This window comes from Ochrobactrum sp. A-1 (genome assembly GCF_022488005.1).
GTDB lineage: Bacteria > Pseudomonadota > Alphaproteobacteria > Rhizobiales > Rhizobiaceae > Brucella.
This window is the reverse complement of record NZ_JAKVQC010000007.1, coordinates 1,440,197-1,460,514: the sequence shown is the minus strand read 5'-3', so window position 1 is coordinate 1,460,514 and position 20,318 is coordinate 1,440,197. Positions and strand designations below refer to the sequence as shown.

Below are 20,318 nucleotides of genomic sequence, written 5' to 3'. Positions count from 1 at the left end.
TTCCATCATCTATGGAGATGGATGCCGTATTCTCTGATCGCTAAAAGCCGGGAGGAGCATTTTGACCAAACAAGCCGTTGTTTTGAAAAGAGAGGAGTGGGCGAGGCGCGACGATGCCTGGTCCGGTCGTGTCGAAGGCAAGAGATTTGGCACCGATGCGTCGATCATATTCTTTTCGACCGATATTGTCGGACATGGCCCCAGATTGCACCGACATCCTTATGACGAAATTTTCATCGTACGCCAGGGAAATGCTCTCTTTATTGTTGGCGATGAACAAATTGAGGCGACAGAAGGGCAGGTCGTCTTCGGCCCCGCAAACATACCGCACAAGTTCATCAATCTGGGTCCAGGACGCCTGGAAACAACCGATGTTCATGTGACCCGATACTTCGAACAAGAAGACCTTGAGTGAATCCGGGCAATGGGAGCCGCAACGGCTTTCCTTCTCATGTTTTAGATCCCATGAGGAGTGAACAGCAGCCGCCACTCTGGCAGAGTGAGGTTGCATCAAAACACTCGCTCAGGAGGAGCAGTTTATGGAACCCGCATCCATTCATCCGACCGCTGTCCGCACTGATCTTGGCGCAATTTTTGTGTCATTGGAACTGAGCCGATCGACCTGGTTGATCACTTCGTTGTCGCCGGGCAGTGGCGAGAAGATGTCGAAGTATGTAGTGGCCGGTGGCAATGTGGCAGAGCTGCTGGATCGATTTGAGCAGCTACAGCACAAAGCGCGGTTGAGAACAGGAACGTTGTTTCCTATCGTAACGATCCAAGAGGCAGGATTGGACGGCTTCTGGATACACCGGGTGCTGGAGGCTAATGGTATCGAGAGTCACGTCGTCGACGCAGCTTCGATCGCGACCTCCCGCCGACGTCGGCGGGCGAAGACCGATAAGATCGATGGAGAGGCTCTGACGCGCGCATTGCTCGCGTTCAAGCGCGGCGAGCCACGCGTATGTGCGATGGTCAGAGCGCCAGATCCGGAGGACGAAGATCGGCGTCGAATTTGCCGGGAACACAAAATTTTGATTGCTGAACGCGTCAGGCATGTCAATCGCATGAAGGGACTACTCTTTGCTCAAGGCGTCAGCGGCTATCAACCGCTCCGTAAGGATCGCCGTCAGCGGCTGGAGGAGCTCCAGACCGGAGATGGGCGCGAGTTACCAAAACACCTGAAGGCTCAAATCAATCGCGAACTCGACCGTCTCGAGTTGCTGCTGGAACAGATTGCTGCAGTGGAGAGCGAGCGGAATTCGCTCCTGTCAACGTATGAGCAGCCAGCGGTTGAGGCAACTTCGCCCGCGGCGATGCTGCTGTCCTTGAAGGGGGTTGGCGCTGAGTTTGCCGCCGTCCTTTGGACCGAAGCCCTGTCCCGGCGTTTTGATAATCGGCGGCAGATTGCCGCCTATGCAGGTTTGACACCAACGCCATGGATGAGCGGGACCATCGACCACGAACAGGGTGTCTCAAAAGCAGGGAACCCCCGGCTGCGCACTACGATGATTCAACTGTCGTGGCTGTGGCTACGCAATCAGCCAGCATCAGCGCTTAGCCGTTGGTTTGTGGATCGGGTCCAGTCGAATGGTGGACGCTTAAAGAAAGCCACGATAGTTGCATTGGCGCGCAAGCTCCTTATCGCGCTGTGGAAGTTTGTCACTGCGGGTGTTGTCATCGAGGGGGCAGTTATGAAGACCATCTGACGACCAAAAAACTGGTGAACATAAAAATCTTCCAGGACCGATCACTCCTGGCGGATCCAGGTAAGCGAACCGCTTCAAAGTCGGGCTTCAAATGCCGCGCTTTAGATTGGTGCCGTTCTCCTGAGCCTTGCCGCTACGCAAGCGGGATGATGGTGCTGCCGGACAAAACGGCGACCGTATGTGAGTTTGAACCGGTGACGGAAACCGGCCGCGTCAAGCAAAATGGCTCAGACCATGGGTTCGACACTAAATCGAAGGGGACAAGCTATGAAACTATGATTGATCTTGACGGCGAAATCCTCATGTGAGCTTTGAACGACAGCAATTGGCATAGTAATGCGATGGTATCTGGGCGGTTGCGCTGGCGCGATAGCGCATGCGGCCTATAACGTGTTCGGTTGATAATTCACGCGACTTCAATCAGTTCGCGGCATTCGAGATTCTCACATTAGCCTTGGCGAACGAAAAGCCGCAATCTTACGATTGCGGCTTTTTCATTTCAGTCACGCTCTCATCGTCAGAGCTGGTTGGAAACCGCTTAAATTATCTATAAAAACTTCACTTGAACAATTCTCCGTTCTGATAATAATCTATATTTCATAGATTCTTTCTAGTTTTATAGATAAAAAGGAATGCAGATATTGAACGCGATCAAAGCGACTTGGGATATCAATGAAAGAGCATCCAAACTGGATGAAGGCGCGTGGACGCTCGCCAGAGCCCGCCTACTCTATGACCTCCCGTTCAACGACCTTCTTTTCGAGGCACAGAGCCTTCACCGCGCCAATTTCGACCCGAACCGCGTCCAGCTCAGCAAACTGCTCAACATCAAGACGGGCGGCTGTCCCGAAGATTGCGGCTATTGCAGCCAATCGGCGCATCATGCTTCGGGCCTGAAAGCGTCAAAACTGATGAATATTGATACGGTTCTTGAAGAAGCGCAGAAGGCAAAGGATAGCGGCGCGACCCGCTACTGCATGGGCGCGGCCTGGCGCAGCCCGAAGCCGCGCGACGAACCGGCCATCGTAGAAATGGTCAAACAGGTGAAAGCGCTCGGTCTGGAAACCTGCATGACACTCGGCATGTTAAACCCGGATCAGGCGAAGACCTTTGCGGAGGCTGGTCTCGATTATTACAACCACAATATCGATACTTCGCAGCGGTTTTATCCGCAGGTCATCACGACGCGCAGTTTCAATGATCGGCTGGAAACGCTCGCCCATGTCCGTGAAGCCGGAATCAAGGTTTGCAGTGGCGGCATTCTCGGCCTTGGAGAAACCGAAGACGACCGCATCGACATGCTGGTAACGCTGGCAAATCTGCCCGTCCCACCGGAAAGCGTACCGATCAATATGTTAATTCCGATGCCCGGATCCCGGCTGGAGAAAGCCTCGCCCATTGATCCTATCGCCTTTGTCCGCATTATCGCGCTTGCCCGCCTGATGATGCCGCAATCGCATGTGCGCCTGACAGCCGGGCGCAATTCGATGAGCGATGAAATGCAGGCTCTCTGCTTTTTCGTGGGCGCAAATTCGATCTTTATCGGCGACACACTGCTGACCGCCTCCAATCCGGGCGAAGACCGTGACATAAGCCTCATGCGACGGCTTGGCCTGACTGCCGATGCGCTGGACGCCCATGCATGAACAGTGATCCGTTGGCCCGCTATGCCGCCAAACTGAAAAGCCTTGAGCGGCGGCGACATCTGCGCACGCTTTCGGATCATCGCGGCGCGGATTTCAGTTCAAACGATTATCTGGGCCTTGCCGCCTCGCCGTCGATCCGCAAAGCATTGATCAACGCGCTCAAAAACGGCCTTGCCACCGGGGCTGGCGGCTCCCGGCTGTTGCGTGGCAATCACTCGGAACACGCGCTTCTGGAGGCTGAAGCTGCGTCCCATTTTCATGCGCCGTCAATGCTGTATTTCAGCAATGGTTATGCGGCAAATCTTGCAGTTCTCTCAACCTTGCCGCAACGCGACGACCTGATCGTCTATGACGCACTAATCCATGCCAGCGCGCATGAAGGCATGCGGACCGGAAAGGCCGAAACCGTTTCCATCCCGCATAATGATGCGGAGGCATTCGACAAGGCGATCCGGATCTGGCGCAACAAGGGGGGAAGCGGCACACCATGGATTGTGGTGGAAAGCCTCTATTCGATGGATGGAGACTGCGCGCCGCTCTCCGACCTCGTTGAAATCGCCGACCGCCACGATGCCTTTCTCTTCATCGACGAAGCCCATGCCACAGGCGTTCACGGACCGGGCGGGCGCGGCTTTGCGGCGGGGCTGGAAAGCAGACCGAATGTGATTGCGCTTCACACCTGCGGCAAGGCCATCGGCAGTGCCGGTGGGCTGGTCGCAGCGGATCCAATCCTACGCAATTTCCTCGTCAATCGCGCGAGACCCTTCATTTATTCGACTGCGCCCTCACCCTTGCAGGTATCTGCAACACGGCTGGCGCTGAAAACCACGATCGCCGAACAACATCGTCGGCACGAATTGCACCGACTTATTGCTTTCGCCAATGCACGCTTCGCCGATCTCTTCGGCAGCCCCGGCAGCGGCACACAGATATTGCCGCTCATCGTCGGCGATGCCGACCGCACCTTGCGCATCGCACACCGTTTGCAGGCCGAGGGCTTCGACATACGCGCCATCCGTCAGCCCACAGTGCCCTCTGGCACGGCGCGCCTGCGCATCACCATTACGCTTAATGTCGATGAATCCACAATAACGCGCATGTTCGAGCGCCTTGCCGCGATCATGGCAGAGAAAATGATATGAACCGCACTTTCATCGTTACCGGCACCGATACGAATATCGGCAAAACCGTCTTTTCTGCGGCCCTCGCTGATGCGCTCAATGCTTATTACTGGAAGCCGGTTCAGTCGGGGCTTGAAGAGGCAACCGACAGCGAAACGGTTGTCCAGCTTGCCAGACTTTCGCCTTTGAAAATAATCCCTGAAACTTGGCGCCTGAAAACGCCAGCTTCGCCGCATCTTTCGGCACAGATCGACGGGGTGGAGATCGATACGGATGCGCTCGAAGTACCGTCGGTCGACGCTCCTCTGGTGATTGAAGGGGCAGGTGGATTGCACGTGCCGTTAACGCGCCGCACGACGTTTGTCGACGTTTTTGCGCGCTGGCGGAAGCCAGTCATCCTCTGTGCAGGGACCGGCCTTGGAACCATCAACCACACATTGCTTTCGCTTGAGGCTTTGGACCGGCGCAATATTCCCGTACTCGGCATCGCCTTTATCGGCGAACCGCAACCCGACACCGAAGAAATCATCCCGCAACTCAGCGACGTGCCCAGACTGGGGCGACTGCCGCACCTTGCAAGGCTTGATCCAGATACACTCCGCCACGCCTTTCGCGAGCATTTCGACATAAACGTTTTTAACGAGGCTTCCGAATGAGCGAGCATTCGTCTCCTGTCTGGCATCCTTTCACCCAGCACGCCACCGAACCGGCTTTCCGCAGGATCGTCAAAACTGATGGTGCCTATCTACAGGATGAAACCAGTTGTTCGGTGCTGGATGCCATATCGTCGTGGTGGGTGATTACACATGGGCACCGTCACCCAAAGATCATGGCGGCGATCCGGGACGCATTGGACCAGTTCGATCAGATCATCTTTGCCGAATTCACTCACGAACCGGCAGAAAAGCTGGCGCAAGAACTGGTCAAACTCACCCCGCAAGGCCTCGCCCATGTGTTCTATTCCGACAGCGGTTCCACAGCAGTCGAAGTCGCTATCAAGATGGCGCTCGGCTTCTATCACAATAGAAACAAACCGCGTTCACGCATCGCAGTGTTGGAGCATAGCTATCACGGCGATACGATTGGCACCATGTCCACCGGTGCGCGCGGTGTGTTCAACTCCGCCTATGCCCCCCTGCTGTTTCAGGTCGACACCATTCCGTTTCCATCGGTGGGGCAGGAGCAGGAAGCACTCGATGCGCTGGAGCACTTCTGCCGGACTGGCAAGGTTGCCGCCCTGCTCTTGGAGCCGCTTGTTCTGGGTGCAGGCGGAATGAAGATCTATCCTCCTCACCTGCTCACCGAGTTCCGGCGGATCACGAAACAATACGGAACACTGCTGATCGCCGATGAAGTGATGACGGGATGGGGACGCACGGGCACCATGTTCGCGTGCGAACAGGCATCCACCTCGCCAGATATTCTTTGCCTTTCCAAAGGCATTACCGGCGGCGCTCTTCCGCTGGCCGCAACGCTCAGCACGGCTGAAATCTTCGATGCGCATTTTTCGAAAGACCGCAGCCGCACATTCTTTCATTCCAGTTCCTACACGGCCAATCCGATTGCCTGCGCGGCAGCACTTGCAAATATAGAAGTCTGGCAAACGGAACCCGTCGCGGATCGCATCAGGACATTGGGGCAATTGCACTCGGGAAGGCTATCGCGTTTTCAGGATGATCCTCGTTTCACCAATTTTCGCCAGCAAGGAACCATTGCCGCCCTTGATCTCGCGGTCAAAAAAACCGGCTACCTTTCCGATGCTGGGCCGCTATTGAAATCCTTCTTCCGCAAACAGGGCGTGCTTCTGCGTCCGCTCGGCAACGTGATCTATCTGATGCCCCCCTATTGCGTAACGCCACTTGATCTGGACCTTGCCTATGACGCGATTCATGCGGCGGCCGATATGATTGAGACGGCAGCGCGATGAGTATCTCGAGCCGTATGGCGGGTTTCGGCCATTACGTGCCTGACCGCCGAGTTGCTAATGATGAACTGGAGCAGCGTCTCGGACTGGATACTGGCTGGATCGAAAGGCGCACCGGCATTCGCGAGCGGCGTTGGGCGGCACCGGATGAAACTCTGACGGACATGGCTATGAAGGCGGGAGAAATGGCTCTCCAGGATGCCGGTGTCCCGCACAATTCGGTGGCGCTTGTCATTCTCGCGACATCAACGCCCGATCATCTCCTGCCACCTTCCGCGCCGCTTCTCGCTCACAAGCTGGGGCTGGAAAACTGCGGCGGGATCGATCTTGCAGGCGCTTGCTCCGGGTTTCTTTATGCGCTTGTTCTGGCAGACGGCTTCGTCAAGAACTTCCGCAAGCCAGTTCTGGTCGTGGCAGCCAATATATTGAGCCGCCGGATCAGTATGGAGGAGCGTAACACAGCAATTCTCTTTGCCGATGCCGCCGGTTCAGTCCTGCTTGCACCATCGAACGATCCACATGCTGGAATGCTTGGGTCGGCGCTCATGTCCGATGGAGGAAATTACGGGCTGATTTCCATTCCCGCTGGCGAGACAAGAATGACCATGCGAGACGGCAAGGCCGTCTTTACGCAGGCCGTTCGTATGATGTTGCGTTGCGCAACCGACGCGCTTGAACAGGCAAAGCTTACTGCCTCCGATGTGAACAGGTTCTTTCCCCATCAGGCCAATGCGCGGATCATCGACACGGTTTGCGACCAGTTGCACCTGCCTGCCTCGATTGCCGCCAGATCGATTGGCGTGTTCGGCAACTCGTCGGCGGCGACGATCCCGCTCTCGCTATCACTGGCATCGAAATCGCAGTCTTTTCAGTCAGGCGAACGGCTACTTCTTTCAGCCGCCGGTGCCGGCATGCTTGCCGGCGCTGCAGTCTGGGAAATTGGCGATGGTTGAAATCCAGCCATGGCTCGAACTGAAATCGGCATTTCCGTCCTGCCTTAGAGCCTGAATCATAATGAATGTAATGATATCAGGCTCTTGCGATACGCCGTGTGAGGAAGCGGATATTTGCGATGTATATCCACGCTTCGGAAGAAGCGATAGTTTTCTCGAAGTCTTTGGCCAGTCTGCGACACCTTCCCAGCCATGCAAATGTTCGCTCGACCACCCATCGGCGTGGCAGGGCTTCGAAACCGTTGGCCTGATCGGAGCGCTTGACGATTTCCAGTGTAAACTTTCCGACCTTTTCCAGCCTGCCTCTGAGCTTGGGGCCTGCATATCCGCCGTCAGCAAAGATATGTCGCAGCCACGGCCATCGTTTGAGTATGGTTTTCAAGACGTCCGGTGCGCCATCGCGATCCTGAATACCCGCAGAATGGATCACCAGACCAACCATCAAGCCAAGGGTATCAACGACAATGTGACGCTTACGTCCGCTAATCTTCTTTCCCGCGTCAAAGCCCCGTATTCCGCCACTTTCCGTGGTTCTAACTGACTGGCTGTCGATGACGCCAGCCGTTGGACTGGGCTGCCTGTCAGCCTGCTCACGCGCCAGCATCACAAGCGTGTTGTTGATGGTACGCAGCAAGCCTTCATCGCGCCAGCGGTAGAAGTATTTCTGTACCGTCGAGAATGGTGGGAAATCGGTTGGCAGAAGCCGCCACGCACCGCCAGATGATGCGATATAAAGAAGCGCGTTTACCACCTCACGCAGATCCGTTTTGCGAGGGCGACCAAGGTATCTGGGCGAAGGCATCAGCGGTTCGATCACTGACCATTCCGCATCCGTTAAATCAGTTGCATAGCGCGAATTGCGACGTACATAGTGGCGGCGAGCGGTTACTGTCCAGGCCATTGTGATCTCCATCGAATGTAAGCAATCCGATTGGATCATAACCTACTGTAATCGCTCAACCCTTTTTGGAACAGGCTCTTAGATGGCTACCAGCGCAGTATCCTCGTCAAACATCTCGGAGAGGCTTCGCAGCAAGTCATCCTTGAAACGCTTTCGTATCTCAAGAAGATTGTTCAGTCCCTTGGCAATGCGCCTGGCATAGCAAAGATCATTAAGAAGCGACCTGAGTTGACAAGCAGCCCCGCAAGACGGACAGCCTGCTGTCGAAGCCCTGGACGTGAAGAAGCGTCCATTTCTGCGTGTACAGTCTTCAATGTGCGCTGTCGTCCGAGCTGTCAGACCCGACCACAGAGCATGCAACCGGAACTGCCTGCGTGCCGGGAACAATCTAGCTCAGTTGAACCACGCGGATTTTGCGAGCGGTTGCCTGCAAAAGTGTGAAAGCCTCGAAACGCTGGTCGTGCCATCTGGCCAACCCGGCATCCGGCCTGTTAACTGCTCCTAGTTCCGACATGGCGTCCATGGCCGATGCAAGATCAGGGTAAGCCCCCGACGCGACCGCACCCAGCATGGCAGAGCCGAGCAGAACAGGTTCGGGCGAAGTGGAGGCGGCGATGACAAGACCGGTCGTGTCGGCAAGCACCTGTCGCACCAGATGCGAACGTGCAGCCCCACCCGAGACGACGATAGTATCGGTCGCGATACCCTTTGCTTTCTGGGCCTCCACGATCTGCCGCGCACCATAGCCGAGGCCGCACAGCCCTGCCAAATAAAGTGCCGTAAGGCTGTCGATCCCGGCATCGAGATCGAGCCCGGCAATGATTGCGCGCGCATCAGGGTCCGCGAACGGTGCACGATTACCGAGGAACTCCGGCACGACGTGAATGTCGCCAATGATGGCAGCTGCCTCTTCTGAGCCTCCCCTCGCGTCGACTTCTGCAGCAAGAATGTCGACCAGCCCCTTGCCTCGGGCGGTTGCCTGCTCTTCCGCTTCCTTCGCGAAAGGATGCATGTGGATCAGATGATCGATAGCTGCACCCGCTGCCGATTGTCCTCCCTCGTTAAGCCACAGGCCCGGAACCATTGCCGAATAATACGGACCCCATACACCATCCACGAAAACCGGCTGTTCGGTGGTCGTCATGGTGCAGGCCGACGTGCCAAACACATAGGCCATGCGCGACAATATCCGGCCCTCCGGACCGCGTGCCCCGACCGTGCCGATCCCACCCGCATGAGCGTCGATCAGGCCAGCGGCAATAGCTGTGCCCGGCATAAGACCGAGTTCTGCTGCGGCCTGTTCGCTCAAGCCGCCAAGACTCTCGCCACCGGGTCGAACGTCCGTACCGATGCGGACAAAATTTTCGTCCGCCAGTTCGCCAAGGCCCACTTCACGAAAAAAGGTCTCATCCCAGCGCTTTTCATGACTGAGATAGGTCCATTTGCAGGTGACTGTGCAGGCCGAACGGGCAAGACTGCCGCAAGATTTCCATGTGAGAAAATCGGTAAGATCGAAAAACTGCCATGCAGCAGCGAAGGTTTCCGGCTTGTTTTCCTTGAGCCACAACAGCTTCGGCGTTTCCATCTCGGGGGAAATGGCGCTGCCAACGTAGTCGAGAACCCTGGCTTTGGTCGAATTAATGCGTTCTGCCTGGCCAACAGCGCGATGATCCATCCACACAATAATATCGCGCGCTGGATCGTTGGACGGACCGACTGCAAGCGACTTGCCACCTTCGCCCAGCACAACCAGCGAACATGTCGCGTCATAGCCGATACCGGCAATGTCCGTCGGATCAACATTGGCAGTCTTGACGGTTTCGCGCACGCTTTCGCAAACAGCCTGCCAGATATTGGCGCTCGACTGCTCGACAATGCTGCCCGCCTCACGCCAGATGGTGATATCGCGCTTGGCCGAAGCAAGCATGGTACCGCTGGCGTCGAAAAGACCGGCGCGAGCACTGCCGGTGCCGACATCGACGCCCAGATAATAGCTGGTCATGGTCGCTCCCATTTACAGATCGAGGCTTTGTGGAAGAATGACCAGATCGCGAATGGTAATGTTGCGCGGGCGGGTCAGCATGAACATCACCGATTCCGCAACTTCCTTCGGTTCCATCAGACTGCCATTAGCCAGCGCTTCATCCAGCTTTGCCTTCGGCCAGTCGCTAATAAGTGCGGTAACCACCGGACCCGGCAGAACGCCACCAACGCGGATACCGTGCGGGGCAACCTGACGGCGAACCGTATGAACGAAAGCCTGAACGGCATGTTTGGATGCGGTATAGATAGGCTCCCAGATGACCGGTACGACACCTGCGACAGAGCTTGTCATGATGATATCGCCGGTCTTTCGTTCCATCATATGTGGCAGAACCGCATGAATGGTGCGGAAAGCCGCGTTGATGTTGAGGTTCAGCATGCGGTCCCATGCATCCGGGTCGCCTTCCCAAAGAGGTCCGCCAATATAGGCACCCGCATTGGCGTGAAATACGTCGAGTTTGCCCGCTTGGTCGAGTATTTGCGGCATCATGGTGGCGACTGATGCCGGATTGAGCAGATCAATGACCAGCGGCCTGGCTTTATCGCCAAGCTCGGCGCATTTTTCATTAAGCGCTTTCTCGTCACGGTCGACGAGAAACACCGTCATTCCTGCTTCTAACATGTGCTTTGCACATTCGAAGCCGATGCCAGAGGCAGCACCGGTAACGGCGCCGACTTTTCCATTGAGATCCTGAGCCATTTTTCAGTCCTTAAAGTTTTAGGCGCGACCGTGCGACTGGCGCGAACGGCGGGCAAGGGAGTCGACAATCACGGCGATGGCGAGCACGGCGCCAGTAATCATGTAGCGAAGCGACGATGACAGATCGAGCAGCGTCAAACCGCTGGCAATCGACTGGATTACGATAATGCCAAGTAGAGCCGACCAAGCACTGCCACGTCCGCCAAAGAGGCTAGTACCGCCGATGACCGCTGCTGCAATCGCGTTCAGGTTGACGTCGCCAGTGCCTGCCTGCTGGCTGGAAGAAGCAAGGCGAGCTGCGGCCAGAATGCCGCCTACGGCAGCCAGAACCGAACAGGTCATGAAAGCCGACATATAGATAAATTTCACATTGATGCCGGCACGGCGTGCGGCTTCGCGGTTGCCGCCGACAGCCTGCATCGCGCGCCCCCACTGGGTACGTGTGAGTGCGTAATTCATCGCGATGACCAGCGCCACGAACAGACCGAACATCCACGGCACACCACGCGACTGATTGAGATAAAACACAGCACCGCCGACAATGACTGTGATGACGATGGCCTTGAGCGCTATCCCGACCGACGACGGCGCTGACAGACCGGCTTCACGGCGGCGCTGCGCGGAGCGGAACCCGGTGAAAAAGATCGCAAGTCCGGCAATCAGTACCAACGCATAGGACAGCGGACGCGGCATAACCAGAAGCTGGCCGAAACTCACGAGCCAGGAACCATAAGGCAGGTTGATCGAGCCGGTATTGCCCAGCAGATAAAGCTGAAGGCCAAGCGCCGCCAACAGACCGGCCAGTGTGGAAACAAAGCTTGGCATACTGAAGCGATTATAGAGGAACGCGTAAAGCAGGCCGATCAGCGCACCGGTGCACAACGCCGCCAGCATTGCAAAGCCGACAGGCCAGCCATGATTGACCCAAAGCACGCCGACAATGGCAGACGCAAGTCCGCTGACCGAACCGACCGAAAGGTCGATTTCACCCAGCATCAAAATGCAGACGATACCCAGCGAAATCACGCCGATAGTCGAACAGTCGAACAGCAGGTTTACGAGATTGTTGCTCGACAGAAAAACCGGGTTCAACGTCTGGAAAACGGTCCAGATGATGACGAGACCGATGATGACCGGCAGCGATCCAAGATCGCCCGACCGGACACGGTCGAAGAAATTGCGCAGTGCGCCCGAAACGCCTTCATCGTGGCGCACGCGGGTGTCCTGGCGATCGAGAGGGGTATTTCCGGTTGCCTGGTTCATTATGCTTCTCCCCGATCGTGGATCTGACCGGTTTCATGCTGCGCCTGACGCCGTTCGGCACGGCGGGAAACGGAATTGCTGCTTGCGCCGGTGATGGCTGCAACCAGTTCCTCATTTGAGGAATCCGGGTAGAAAACACCATTGTTTCGGCCAAGCCGCAGCACGACGATGCGATCCGCAACAGCACGAACGTCTTCCATATTGTGGCTGATCATCAAGACACCGAGCCCACGGTCACGGACGCGCTCGATAAGATCGAGAACCTCAGCAGTCTGCGCAACGCCAAGTGCTGCCGTCGGTTCGTCGAGCATAATGAGCTTGGGATCAAGCAACAGCGAGCGTGAGATCGCAACCGTCTGGCGCTGGCCACCAGAAAGGGAGGCGACCGGCTCGCGTACGCTCGGGATACGGGCGGAAAGCTCGTTCAGAAGCTTCCACGCCTTGATCTCCATGGACACTTCATCAAGCCGATAGGGGCTCATTTCGCGGCCAAGGAAAATATTGGCGACCACATCGAGGTTCTCGCACAGCGCCAGATCCTGAAAGACCGTCGCAATGCCGAGATCGAGCGCAACGCCCGGCGACGAAAGCACAACCTTCTCACCATTAAATTCGATACTGCCGGATGTCGGTTGATGGACACCTGCCAGTGTCTTGATCAGGGTGGACTTTCCTGCTCCGTTATCACCGACAAGAGCGACAACTTCGCCCGGAAAGACTTCCAGATCGATATCTGTCAGCGCTGAAACGGCACCGAAATTCTTGGATATGCCGCTTAGACGCAGCACTGGCTGCCGCGACGACGCAGCGGCTTCGTGATCTTGGGACATGATCTCACTTTCCCTGGCATATTGCAGGATACGCCATTGCACATCAAACTGCCCGACCGGATAACCGGCCGGGCGCGTCGTTGGTCAGTTGGTGATGCCAAGCTTCTTGCAGCCGTCAGCATAACGGTCGACGCAAAGCGTTTCTGCGGAAACGATGTTCTTGTCGATAATTTCAGCCTTGAGGTTTTCAGCGGTCACCACCACTGGAACGAAAAGCTTTGACGGAGTGTTATAAAGCGTGGCTTCGGCCTTCGGAGTTTCGCCGTTCAGAAGCTGACCCGCGACGCGCGCGGCTTCTGCGGCAACAATTTCAGATGGCTTGTTGATCGTGTTGTACTGATCGCCCGAAATGATCAGCTGAAGTGCTGCAATCGTCGCATCGTTGCCGGTAACCGGCGGTAGCGGATCAATGCCTGCCGCCTTCATGGCTGCGATCGCACCGCCTGCAGTGCCGTCATTGGCAGCGACAACGCCGACGATCTGGTCATTGAAGCGGGTGATCTGGCCACTAGCCCACTGCTGAGCCTTGCTCGGTGCCCATTCAGGCGTGTCATATTCGGCCAGCGTCTTGTAACCGCTGTCCTTCAAGCCGGCGTGAATACCATTCTTGATGAGACCGGCAGCGGCATCGGTTGGCGAACCGTTGATCTGCAGAACGCCGCCCTTGTCACTCGCGACGCCCTTGTCCTTCAGGTGCTTTACCAGCGATTCCGCAATCGACTTGCCGATGGCTTCATTGTCGAACGACACGTAGAAATCAGACGTCGCATCCGGGATCGGACGGTCATAGGCAATGACCTTGATATCCTGTGACTGGGCGAGTTTGACCAGCGAGGCTGCCGCTGCCGTATCGACCGCGTCGAGCACTATCACCTTTGCACCTTGCGATATGACCGAATTGAACTGCTGCTGCTGCTTGCTCGCATCACCATCGGCATTGAGATAAAGCACCTTGCAGCTTTCGCAGATTTTCTTCATCTCGGCAGCGAAGCCCGGATAGTCGCGCTCCTCATAGCGCGTCGATGCCTGGTCTGGCATTAAAAAGCCGACCACTGCATCCTTCACTTCCGCCTGAGCATTGCCAGCGAAAGACGATAGCACCACCGCAGCAAAGGCTGCCTTACCAAACATATTTTTCATGTCTCACTCCCATTGGGTTTTCAATTTTGTATTTTACACAATCTTGCAGACAAACTTTATATCGCTACTCCACCCCATATGTCCTCCCTATAGCGACCTCCAGTTCCCTGGAGTTCCGGCATTCCGGCGCCGCGTTGCGGCGCACCAATCAAATCGAGCAATGCTGACGGGGCTTGTGACGCATGAAGGGAAGCCGTTCCTGGCTTCGGCATGTGTGCACCGCTCCTCTCGGCATACAATCATGTTGCACCATCGATAGTGCAACGTAACCATCGCTCAACATCCTGCATCTGGTCAAGAGGAAAATGACAGAGGAATAGATTGGATTACGCCTTCCCCTACTTGCAGCAAACGCTATCGCACCGCTAAGATCGGGACCCGACCCAGACGCAAAGCAGGCCTGATGAGCACCCCCCGGAAAGTAACCATTTACGATATATCGGAGCGCGCTGGCGTATCCGCGTCGACCGTTGCTTCGGTTATGAATGGCTCATGGGAAAATCGAAGAATTACCAAAGCAACCGCCGACAGAGTTCGAGTAATAGCGGGCGAACTCGGTTATACCACCAACCTTCAGGCACGCGGGTTGCGCATATCCAATTCCGGCATGATCGGCATGATCTTGCCTATGCTGGACAACCGATACTTCAGCTCCATGGCCGCATCGTTTGAGACGGTGGCGCGCTCACGGAATCTTATCCCCGTTGTAGCCAGCACATTACGCGACCCGCAGCAGGAACGCAGCACCGTGGAAACATTGATTGCCCACAATGTCGACGCCTTGTTGATCGCGGGCGCAACCGATCCGGACAGTGTCGCCGAACTCTGCGAAAAGGCTCATCTGAAACATATAAACGTGGATCTTCCCGGAAAGCATGGCGCATCCGTAATCAGTGACAACTATGACGGTGCCCGCGTGCTGACGCATCAGATTGCCAGCCGCAGGTCTCATCGAACGGAAAACAGCTTCTACTTCATCGGTGGCGTGGATAGTGACCACAACACGCGCGCACGTGTGCGCGGGTATAAGGATGAACTGGCTGCGCTGAACTTCCCTGTTCACTCCGACGCCATCATCACGAATGGTTATGGTCCCGATGACGCCGCGAGAACCATCCGCGATGTTTATAACAAATTGAATGGGTTGCCAGAGGCACTGTTCGTCAACTCGACGAGCCCCTTTGAGGGCGTCGTCAGTTTTCTCAAGACGCTGCCGGTTGACGAGGTCCGGGAGTGCTCCATCGGATGTTTCGACTGGGACCCCTTCATCGAAGTTCTCCACTTCCCGGTTGTGATGGTCCGGCAAAATGTTCAAGCAATGATCGAACGCGCCTTTGAACTTCTGGACGAGCCCGTTCAAACGATCAACCTGCCCGAAATGATACCGACAGAGCTCATTATTCCGCGTGGTCTTTGAACCTCATTCCGTGGATAAGAGAAACATGCCATCCACGCGATCACCGATTGTTTTGTTTTTTCAGATAGATAAGCTGAGCTGTCAGTCCTATGATGAGGATGATCAAAAGACTGCCCTGCGCGCCCAGCAACAACGGGGATTTGAGATCAGTCACAAATGGATGTCCATCTGGTACGCGCCGTGATACCTCGCTTCCCGCCGGCACCATTAGCAGGAAGGCAGTCAAGCTTAGAAAGACTGTTTCCAGGTAGCGGGTCGCACGACCGAAGACTGAACTGTAACCGATTGAATAACCGGCAATCAGCAGAACCATCGTCACAGCACCGATAACATAGCTGACCTGCTGGCGTGCAACGAGAAATGTTGTGCCGGCACCTATAAGCATCGAGACAAAATAAAGGCCTCCGGATTTTGACCGGGGCAAAATTCGCCCGTAGCGGACGAACATGTAGATGGCCAGGGGAATGGCAGGCAAACTGCCGATCGTGTGCACCCAGCCTAGCGGGGAAATTCCAAACATAACCAAAGCTCCTGTAAAGTTAACAACCTACTAGTAGATAGGTTTTAGAATAAAACCTTGTTCATTGATCAGGACGGTCGATTAACCATTCAAAAGATACTGATAGCATCCATCCACATTCACCACAGTCATCCTTCCCAAAATTCCCTCACCATTTCGACAACTGGCCGACGAGAAACATCGTCGCGACAGCGACATTCCAGAAACAGGCACGCAACATTTCGATATTCATTCCAGGCATTGCCTGCGCCCGGCATGTTTCGAAATATCAATGCGATGATGGCTGCAAGCTGGATAATGGGGTCGCCGCATTCACCTCCCTGCCAATTGATAGCCTGACTACCGAGCATGATCAGGCTTTGATCGAAATCACTGTGCCGCAGCCAGTCTGCGAAGCATTGGTTCAACTATAAGCGAAAACATCTTCGGATCGCTGTGGGCTCTCGCTGACAACATCCCTCCGTGAACGGTAGCAGCAAAGGCTTCTGCCTCGATGTCAGGGGAGTCGATCAAGCGAATGCGGCCCTGTCTTGCGCCGCGTGTGAGGACTGATGTCAACCATCTCGATAACGATCTGAAATAGTTTTGAATCTCAGAAGCAAGTTCCTGTGGCAATACAGGAATTTCGCTTGCCAGAAGCGCCCCTATACAGAATGGCGCACTCCCGTCTGTGATACACGCACTCCAGTATTGAGTATAAGCCTGCAGTTGCGCCAGCGGATCATCGACTTTGCTCTCGAGATTGGCAAAACCTGCTTCTGTATCTTCACGATGCCGCACGATTAGTGCCTTTACCAGATCGACCTTGCTCGGGAAGTGATGATGGATACTGGCCTTGCGAATGCCTACGACGCTGGCGATATCCGCGTAGCTGAATCCATTATACCCACCCGACATGATCAAGGTTTTGGCGCAAGCGAGAATATCATCGGAAGTGGTGGACAAATTGCTCATACTCAGTACCTACCTTCCAGTAGGTTGAATGTCAAGATAGATCAAAGTGAAGAGATTTGTCACACGGTCGAATTTTACCTCATGCAGAACCCGATCCCGTCGACACAGTTCATATGTTGCAACAGTCCGGGGCAAACGGCACGAAATGGATCGGCTCTGGACTTCGCAAACAGGTTAGTGCCGGAAGTCTTGACCGCGGTCGAGTTTCTGGCTCTGACGTATCACTGCAATTTCCTGGACCCTGGCGGTCGAAACTGTTTGCTGCAAAATCTTCAACTTGTCCTGCAGCGCCTCGAAGACGGAACGTTGTGCCGGAGGCACACGTTTGACGTTGTCACTGTCGCCGCGCATGATTGCGTTGCGCCCGAATCTGAGATCAAGAGCGCGGCTGACGCTGATAAACTCCCGACGAATATGCGGTTCGAGCGAACCGGCGAGGGCATCAGGCCGTGCGCCCTTCTCTTGCATCGCGGCTGTGATGCGACGGAGTTCCTGGCCAGCCTCTTCTGACAATCCGGGAATGGCGGTCGCCATCTGCTGACGCTCTGCGGCGATTGCTGTTGTTGCAGCCTTCAGGTGCATAGCGGCAATCTAGGTGAGATTCAGCGTCAATCAGGATGAGACTCGCGCCGGGGTGTGACGGAGTGAGGGCGTAGCCCGATCGTAGTCATACCCCGGCGCGGCGCAGAATTTGGCGTCTCAAGATCGCGGTCGGTCCGGTACATTTGCGGTTTTCTGGATTGGAGAACCAGTTTGTGCCGGGTTGCCATGTAACCGATCATCAGATGAGACTCTTCATGAAGTACCGACAAACGCATTCCGTAGAGGTCGCCGCAGCAAAAGCGTCGATCAGCCGAGCTACGGCATACCGCCTCGACAAGGAGGTGCAACTACCATCTCAGAGCAAAGCGCCGCGTGGACGCCGCCGCCCTGATCCCTTGGAGCCAATATTCGAGACTGAAGTCGTCCCGCTCTTGAAGGCCGCACCCGGCATCCGTGCCGTCGCTGTCTACAACGAGATGCTGCGCCGACATCCAGAACTGTCTGAAGGTATCCGCCGCACGCTTGAACGACGCATTCGGTCGTGGCGTGCTGTCCATGGCGAAGCGCAGGAGGTTATCTTCCGCCAGACGCACGAGCCAGGCCGGTTGGGCCTTTCGGACTTTACCGATGCCAGCGGTCTTGGTGTGACCATCGCCGGCCAGCCGCTTGATCACCTGTTCTATCACTTCCGGCTTGTCTGGTCGGGCTTCGAACATGCCCATGTCATTCTCGGCGGAGAAAGCTTTGTCGCGCTGGCCGAAGGGCTTCAAAATGCTCTATGGTCCGTGGGTGGTACGCCGCTTTATCATCGAAGCGACAGCCTTTCGGCGGCATTCCGCAACCTCGACGCCGATGCCAAGGTCGATCTCACGCACCGATACGACCAGCTTTGCTCCCATTATAGAATGACGCCGACGCGCAACAACAAAGGCGTCGCGCATGAGAACGGCTCGATAGAAAGCTCCCATGGCCATCTCAAGAACGCCGTTCATGATGCCCTGCTGATGCGGGGGACCAAGGAGTTCGACGATCTCGGTTCTTACCGCGCCTTTGTCGACGAGATCGTCAGCCGTCGCAATGCTGCCCATGGCAAGCGTATCGATGCTGAGCGATCCCATCTGCAGGCGCTGCCCGAGCGCAGGACCACGGACTTCGAAGAGATTGTCGTCACGGTGTCCCGGACGGGCGGCTTCACCTTGCGCAAGGTCTTCTACACCGTGCCATCCCGCCTGATCGGCCACAGGCTACGAGTTCGCCTGTTCGACGATCGGCTGGATGTCTTCGTCGGCGGTACGCATCTGATGACGTTGCGCCGCGGACGCGGCCACCCCGACGGGCGACACGATCAGGTCGTCAACTACCACCACGTCATCCATTCCCTGCGCAAGAAGCCGATGGCGCTCCGCGGCCTCGTTTATCGCGACAAACTCTTCCCGCGTCCGGAATATCGCAAGGCCTTCGAAGCCCTCATCGAGCATCTTCCCGACAAGCAGGCTTGCAAGATCACCGTTGAGCTTCTGGCATTGGCGCATGACCGTGGTTGCGAGCGCGAACTTGCCAAAGAATTGGCCAGGACCCTGGATGCGGGCGATTTACCGGATCTGGCCGCCATGCGAACGCTCTTCGGCCCGGATCCAGCCAAGCTGCCTACCGTTCATGTGCAGCTCGCATCGCTCAACGGTTATGAGGCCCTGATCGGGACAGGAGAAGCCGCATGAAGAACGCCCACGTGATCGACGAAGCACGGCTCGCCATCATGCTCAACGAACTTCGGCTACCGACCATCAAAACGCTGTGGCCGCAATTTGCCGAGCAGGCGGACCGGGAAGGATGGCCAGCAGCTCGCTTCCTGTCGGCTATTGCCGAGCACGAGCTGGCAGAGCGTGCCAATCGCAGGATTGAACGGCATCTCGCCGAAGCGCACCTGCCGCCCGGAAAGACCTTGGATAGCTTCGCCTTTGACGCGGTACCCATGATCTCGAAGGCGCAGGTCATGGCAATTACCGCCGGCGACAGTTGGCTCGCCAAGGGAGCCAACATCCTCATGTTCGGTCCGCCCGGCGGAGGAAAGAGCCATCTTGCTGCGGCTATCGGCCTTGCGCTGATCGAGAACGGATGGCGGGTCCTGTTCACCCGGACTACCGATCTTGTGCAGAAGCTTCAGGTCGCCCGCAGGGAACTGCAGCTTGAGTCTGCCATCGATAAACTCAATAAGTACGACTTGCTCATCCTCGATGACCTCGCCTACGTCACCAAGGACCAGGCGGAAACAAGCGTGCTATTCGAGCTGATCTCGGCACGATACGAGCACCGGTCGATCTTGATCACTGCCAACCAGCCGTTCGGAGAGTGGAACCGGGTCTTTCCAGATCCTGCCATGACACTCGCAGCAGTCGACCGGCTTGTGCACCATGCCACGATCTTCGAGATGAATGTCGAAAGTTATCGCCGCAGAACCGCGCTTGAGGAAAAACGCCAGCGGGGCCGACCGGCCTCGTTTGCGACAATCAGGACCTCAACGCTGTCTGTCGCGCAGCGGCAATCAGAAAACGAAGAAGAACTTGTCACCGGCAATCAGCATGATAATTTGATCCCCACCGCGACCTAAGAATCTCATCCAGATCGTCGCAAGCGTCTCATTCTGATTGTCGCGCTAT

20 protein-coding genes and 1 pseudogene are annotated in these 20,318 nt (G+C 56.1%); 12 read left to right on the top strand and 9 right to left on the bottom strand.

The features are described 5' to 3' along the window. Positions 1-61 precede the first annotated feature (61 nt). From MKS82_RS25225 to MKS82_RS25190, 8 genes are all read left to right on the top strand, one after another. Positions 62-415 carry a cupin domain-containing protein gene (locus MKS82_RS25225; RefSeq protein ID WP_109986667.1) on the top strand — a complete coding sequence of 118 codons (354 nt, stop codon included), beginning with the start codon at positions 62-64 and terminating at the stop codon, positions 413-415. Positions 416-539: 124 nt separating this feature from the next. Next, a complete protein-coding gene (locus tag MKS82_RS25220) occupies positions 540-1,706 on the top strand; it encodes an IS110 family transposase (RefSeq protein ID WP_109986666.1) in 1,167 nt (388 codons plus the stop codon). Between the two features lie 146 nt (positions 1,707-1,852). After that, positions 1,853-2,014, top strand: a complete 162-nt coding sequence (locus MKS82_RS25215) for a hypothetical protein (RefSeq protein WP_176036957.1) — start codon at positions 1,853-1,855, stop codon at positions 2,012-2,014. Between the two features lie 324 nt (positions 2,015-2,338). Beyond that, complete coding sequence (gene bioB / locus MKS82_RS25210) at positions 2,339-3,352, top strand: biotin synthase BioB (protein WP_276313434.1); 1,014 nt, start codon at positions 2,339-2,341, stop codon at positions 3,350-3,352. Continuing rightward, a complete protein-coding gene (locus MKS82_RS25205; RefSeq protein WP_109986665.1) occupies positions 3,349-4,494 on the top strand; it encodes an 8-amino-7-oxononanoate synthase in 1,146 nt (381 codons plus the stop codon). The genes bioB and MKS82_RS25205 overlap by 4 nt, the downstream gene beginning before the upstream one ends. Beyond that, positions 4,491-5,129 (top strand): dethiobiotin synthase, encoded by a 639-nt coding sequence (gene bioD / locus MKS82_RS25200; protein WP_109986664.1) that lies wholly within the window; start codon positions 4,491-4,493, stop codon positions 5,127-5,129. Before MKS82_RS25205 ends, bioD begins: the two co-directional genes overlap by 4 nt. Beyond that, a complete protein-coding gene (locus MKS82_RS25195; protein ID WP_109986663.1) occupies positions 5,126-6,400 on the top strand; it encodes an adenosylmethionine--8-amino-7-oxononanoate transaminase in 1,275 nt (424 codons plus the stop codon). Before bioD ends, MKS82_RS25195 begins: the two co-directional genes overlap by 4 nt. Beyond that, on the top strand, positions 6,397-7,350 hold the full coding sequence (locus MKS82_RS25190) for a beta-ketoacyl-ACP synthase III (RefSeq protein ID WP_109986662.1): 954 nt from the start codon (positions 6,397-6,399) through the stop codon (positions 7,348-7,350). Before MKS82_RS25195 ends, MKS82_RS25190 begins: the two co-directional genes overlap by 4 nt. Positions 7,351-7,426: 76 nt before the next feature. Here the strand turns inward: MKS82_RS25190 and MKS82_RS25185 are convergent, their stop codons facing one another. The 6 genes from MKS82_RS25185 to MKS82_RS25160 form a co-directional block, all read right to left on the bottom strand. Next, a complete protein-coding gene (locus MKS82_RS25185; RefSeq protein WP_240578521.1) occupies positions 7,427-8,251 on the bottom strand; it encodes an IS5 family transposase in 825 nt (274 codons plus the stop codon). A gap of 388 nt (positions 8,252-8,639) precedes the next feature. After that, a complete protein-coding gene (locus MKS82_RS25180) occupies positions 8,640-10,253 on the bottom strand; it encodes an FGGY-family carbohydrate kinase (protein WP_240579459.1) in 1,614 nt (537 codons plus the stop codon). A gap of 12 nt (positions 10,254-10,265) precedes the next feature. Then, the gene (locus MKS82_RS25175; protein ID WP_006468282.1) at positions 10,266-10,994 is read right to left on the bottom strand and encodes an SDR family oxidoreductase; all 729 of its coding nucleotides are present in this window, start codon (positions 10,992-10,994) and stop codon (positions 10,266-10,268) included. Positions 10,995-11,012: 18 nt separating this feature from the next. Beyond that, on the bottom strand, positions 11,013-12,257 hold the full coding sequence (locus tag MKS82_RS25170) for a sugar ABC transporter permease (protein WP_109989862.1): 1,245 nt from the start codon (positions 12,255-12,257) through the stop codon (positions 11,013-11,015). Next, a complete protein-coding gene (locus MKS82_RS25165; protein WP_109989861.1) occupies positions 12,257-13,087 on the bottom strand; it encodes an ATP-binding cassette domain-containing protein in 831 nt (276 codons plus the stop codon). Before MKS82_RS25165 ends, MKS82_RS25170 begins: the two co-directional genes overlap by 1 nt. Before the next feature lie 84 nt (positions 13,088-13,171). Then, the gene (locus MKS82_RS25160) at positions 13,172-14,218 is read right to left on the bottom strand and encodes an ABC transporter substrate-binding protein (protein ID WP_235969083.1); all 1,047 of its coding nucleotides are present in this window, start codon (positions 14,216-14,218) and stop codon (positions 13,172-13,174) included. 412 nt (positions 14,219-14,630) lie between these two features. Here MKS82_RS25160 and MKS82_RS29705 point away from each other — a divergent pair. Together MKS82_RS29705 and MKS82_RS25150 are read left to right on the top strand one after the other, a co-directional pair. Continuing rightward, positions 14,631-14,738 (top strand): annotated as a pseudogene (locus tag MKS82_RS29705) (LacI family DNA-binding transcriptional regulator); the annotation flags it as partial. A 96-nt stretch (positions 14,739-14,834) separates the two neighbouring features. Continuing rightward, on the top strand, positions 14,835-15,644 hold the full coding sequence (locus MKS82_RS25150; RefSeq protein WP_240579510.1) for a substrate-binding domain-containing protein: 810 nt from the start codon (positions 14,835-14,837) through the stop codon (positions 15,642-15,644). 40 nt (positions 15,645-15,684) lie between these two features. Here the strand turns inward: MKS82_RS25150 and MKS82_RS25145 are convergent, their stop codons facing one another. The 3 genes from MKS82_RS25145 to MKS82_RS25135 all read right to left on the bottom strand — a co-directional run bounded on the left by MKS82_RS25145 (position 15,685) and on the right by MKS82_RS25135 (position 17,652). Further along, positions 15,685-16,164, bottom strand: a complete 480-nt coding sequence (locus MKS82_RS25145; protein ID WP_109989858.1) for a hypothetical protein — start codon at positions 16,162-16,164, stop codon at positions 15,685-15,687. Between the two features lie 369 nt (positions 16,165-16,533). Then, positions 16,534-17,118 carry a TetR/AcrR family transcriptional regulator gene (locus tag MKS82_RS25140; protein ID WP_109989857.1) on the bottom strand — a complete coding sequence of 195 codons (585 nt, stop codon included), beginning with the start codon at positions 17,116-17,118 and terminating at the stop codon, positions 16,534-16,536. Positions 17,119-17,292: 174 nt separating this feature from the next. Then, positions 17,293-17,652 (bottom strand): hypothetical protein, encoded by a 360-nt coding sequence (locus MKS82_RS25135; RefSeq protein ID WP_181394356.1) that lies wholly within the window; start codon positions 17,650-17,652, stop codon positions 17,293-17,295. A 221-nt stretch (positions 17,653-17,873) separates the two neighbouring features. Between MKS82_RS25135 and istA the strand changes: the two genes are divergently transcribed. Both istA and istB read left to right on the top strand, forming a co-directional pair. After that, positions 17,874-19,379 carry an IS21 family transposase gene (gene istA, locus MKS82_RS25130; protein ID WP_105529096.1) on the top strand — a complete coding sequence of 502 codons (1,506 nt, stop codon included), beginning with the start codon at positions 17,874-17,876 and terminating at the stop codon, positions 19,377-19,379. Then, positions 19,376-20,269 (top strand): IS21-like element ISRel5 family helper ATPase IstB, encoded by an 894-nt coding sequence (gene istB / locus MKS82_RS25125; RefSeq protein ID WP_071634643.1) that lies wholly within the window; start codon positions 19,376-19,378, stop codon positions 20,267-20,269. Before istA ends, istB begins: the two co-directional genes overlap by 4 nt. Positions 20,270-20,318: the final 49 nt, after the last annotated feature.

Coding starts and splice junctions, on each gene's coding strand:
- MKS82_RS25190 (WP_109986662.1), top strand. CDS start 6,397: ATGAGTATCTCGAGCCGTATGGCGGGTTTCGGCCATTACGTGCCTGAC.
- MKS82_RS25185 (WP_240578521.1), bottom strand. CDS start 8,251: ATGGCCTGGACAGTAACCGCTCGCCGCCACTATGTACGTCGCAATTCG.
- MKS82_RS25215 (WP_176036957.1), top strand. CDS start 1,853: ATGATGGTGCTGCCGGACAAAACGGCGACCGTATGTGAGTTTGAACCG.
- bioD (WP_109986664.1), top strand. CDS start 4,491: ATGAACCGCACTTTCATCGTTACCGGCACCGATACGAATATCGGCAAA.
- MKS82_RS25165 (WP_109989861.1), bottom strand. CDS start 13,087: ATGTCCCAAGATCACGAAGCCGCTGCGTCGTCGCGGCAGCCAGTGCTG.
- MKS82_RS25175 (WP_006468282.1), bottom strand. CDS start 10,994: ATGGCTCAGGATCTCAATGGAAAAGTCGGCGCCGTTACCGGTGCTGCC.
- MKS82_RS25160 (WP_235969083.1), bottom strand. CDS start 14,218: ATGTTTGGTAAGGCAGCCTTTGCTGCGGTGGTGCTATCGTCTTTCGCT.
- MKS82_RS25195 (WP_109986663.1), top strand. CDS start 5,126: ATGAGCGAGCATTCGTCTCCTGTCTGGCATCCTTTCACCCAGCACGCC.
- MKS82_RS25135 (WP_181394356.1), bottom strand. CDS start 17,652: ATGGCGACCGCCATTCCCGGATTGTCAGAAGAGGCTGGCCAGGAACTC.
- MKS82_RS25140 (WP_109989857.1), bottom strand. CDS start 17,118: ATGAGCAATTTGTCCACCACTTCCGATGATATTCTCGCTTGCGCCAAA.
- bioB (WP_276313434.1), top strand. CDS start 2,339: ATGCAGATATTGAACGCGATCAAAGCGACTTGGGATATCAATGAAAGA.
- MKS82_RS25170 (WP_109989862.1), bottom strand. CDS start 12,257: ATGAACCAGGCAACCGGAAATACCCCTCTCGATCGCCAGGACACCCGC.
- MKS82_RS25180 (WP_240579459.1), bottom strand. CDS start 10,253: ATGACCAGCTATTATCTGGGCGTCGATGTCGGCACCGGCAGTGCTCGC.
- MKS82_RS25150 (WP_240579510.1), top strand. CDS start 14,835: ATGATCGGCATGATCTTGCCTATGCTGGACAACCGATACTTCAGCTCC.
- MKS82_RS25220 (WP_109986666.1), top strand. CDS start 540: ATGGAACCCGCATCCATTCATCCGACCGCTGTCCGCACTGATCTTGGC.
- MKS82_RS25205 (WP_109986665.1), top strand. CDS start 3,349: ATGAACAGTGATCCGTTGGCCCGCTATGCCGCCAAACTGAAAAGCCTT.
- istB (WP_071634643.1), top strand. CDS start 19,376: ATGAAGAACGCCCACGTGATCGACGAAGCACGGCTCGCCATCATGCTC.
- MKS82_RS25145 (WP_109989858.1), bottom strand. CDS start 16,164: ATGTTTGGAATTTCCCCGCTAGGCTGGGTGCACACGATCGGCAGTTTG.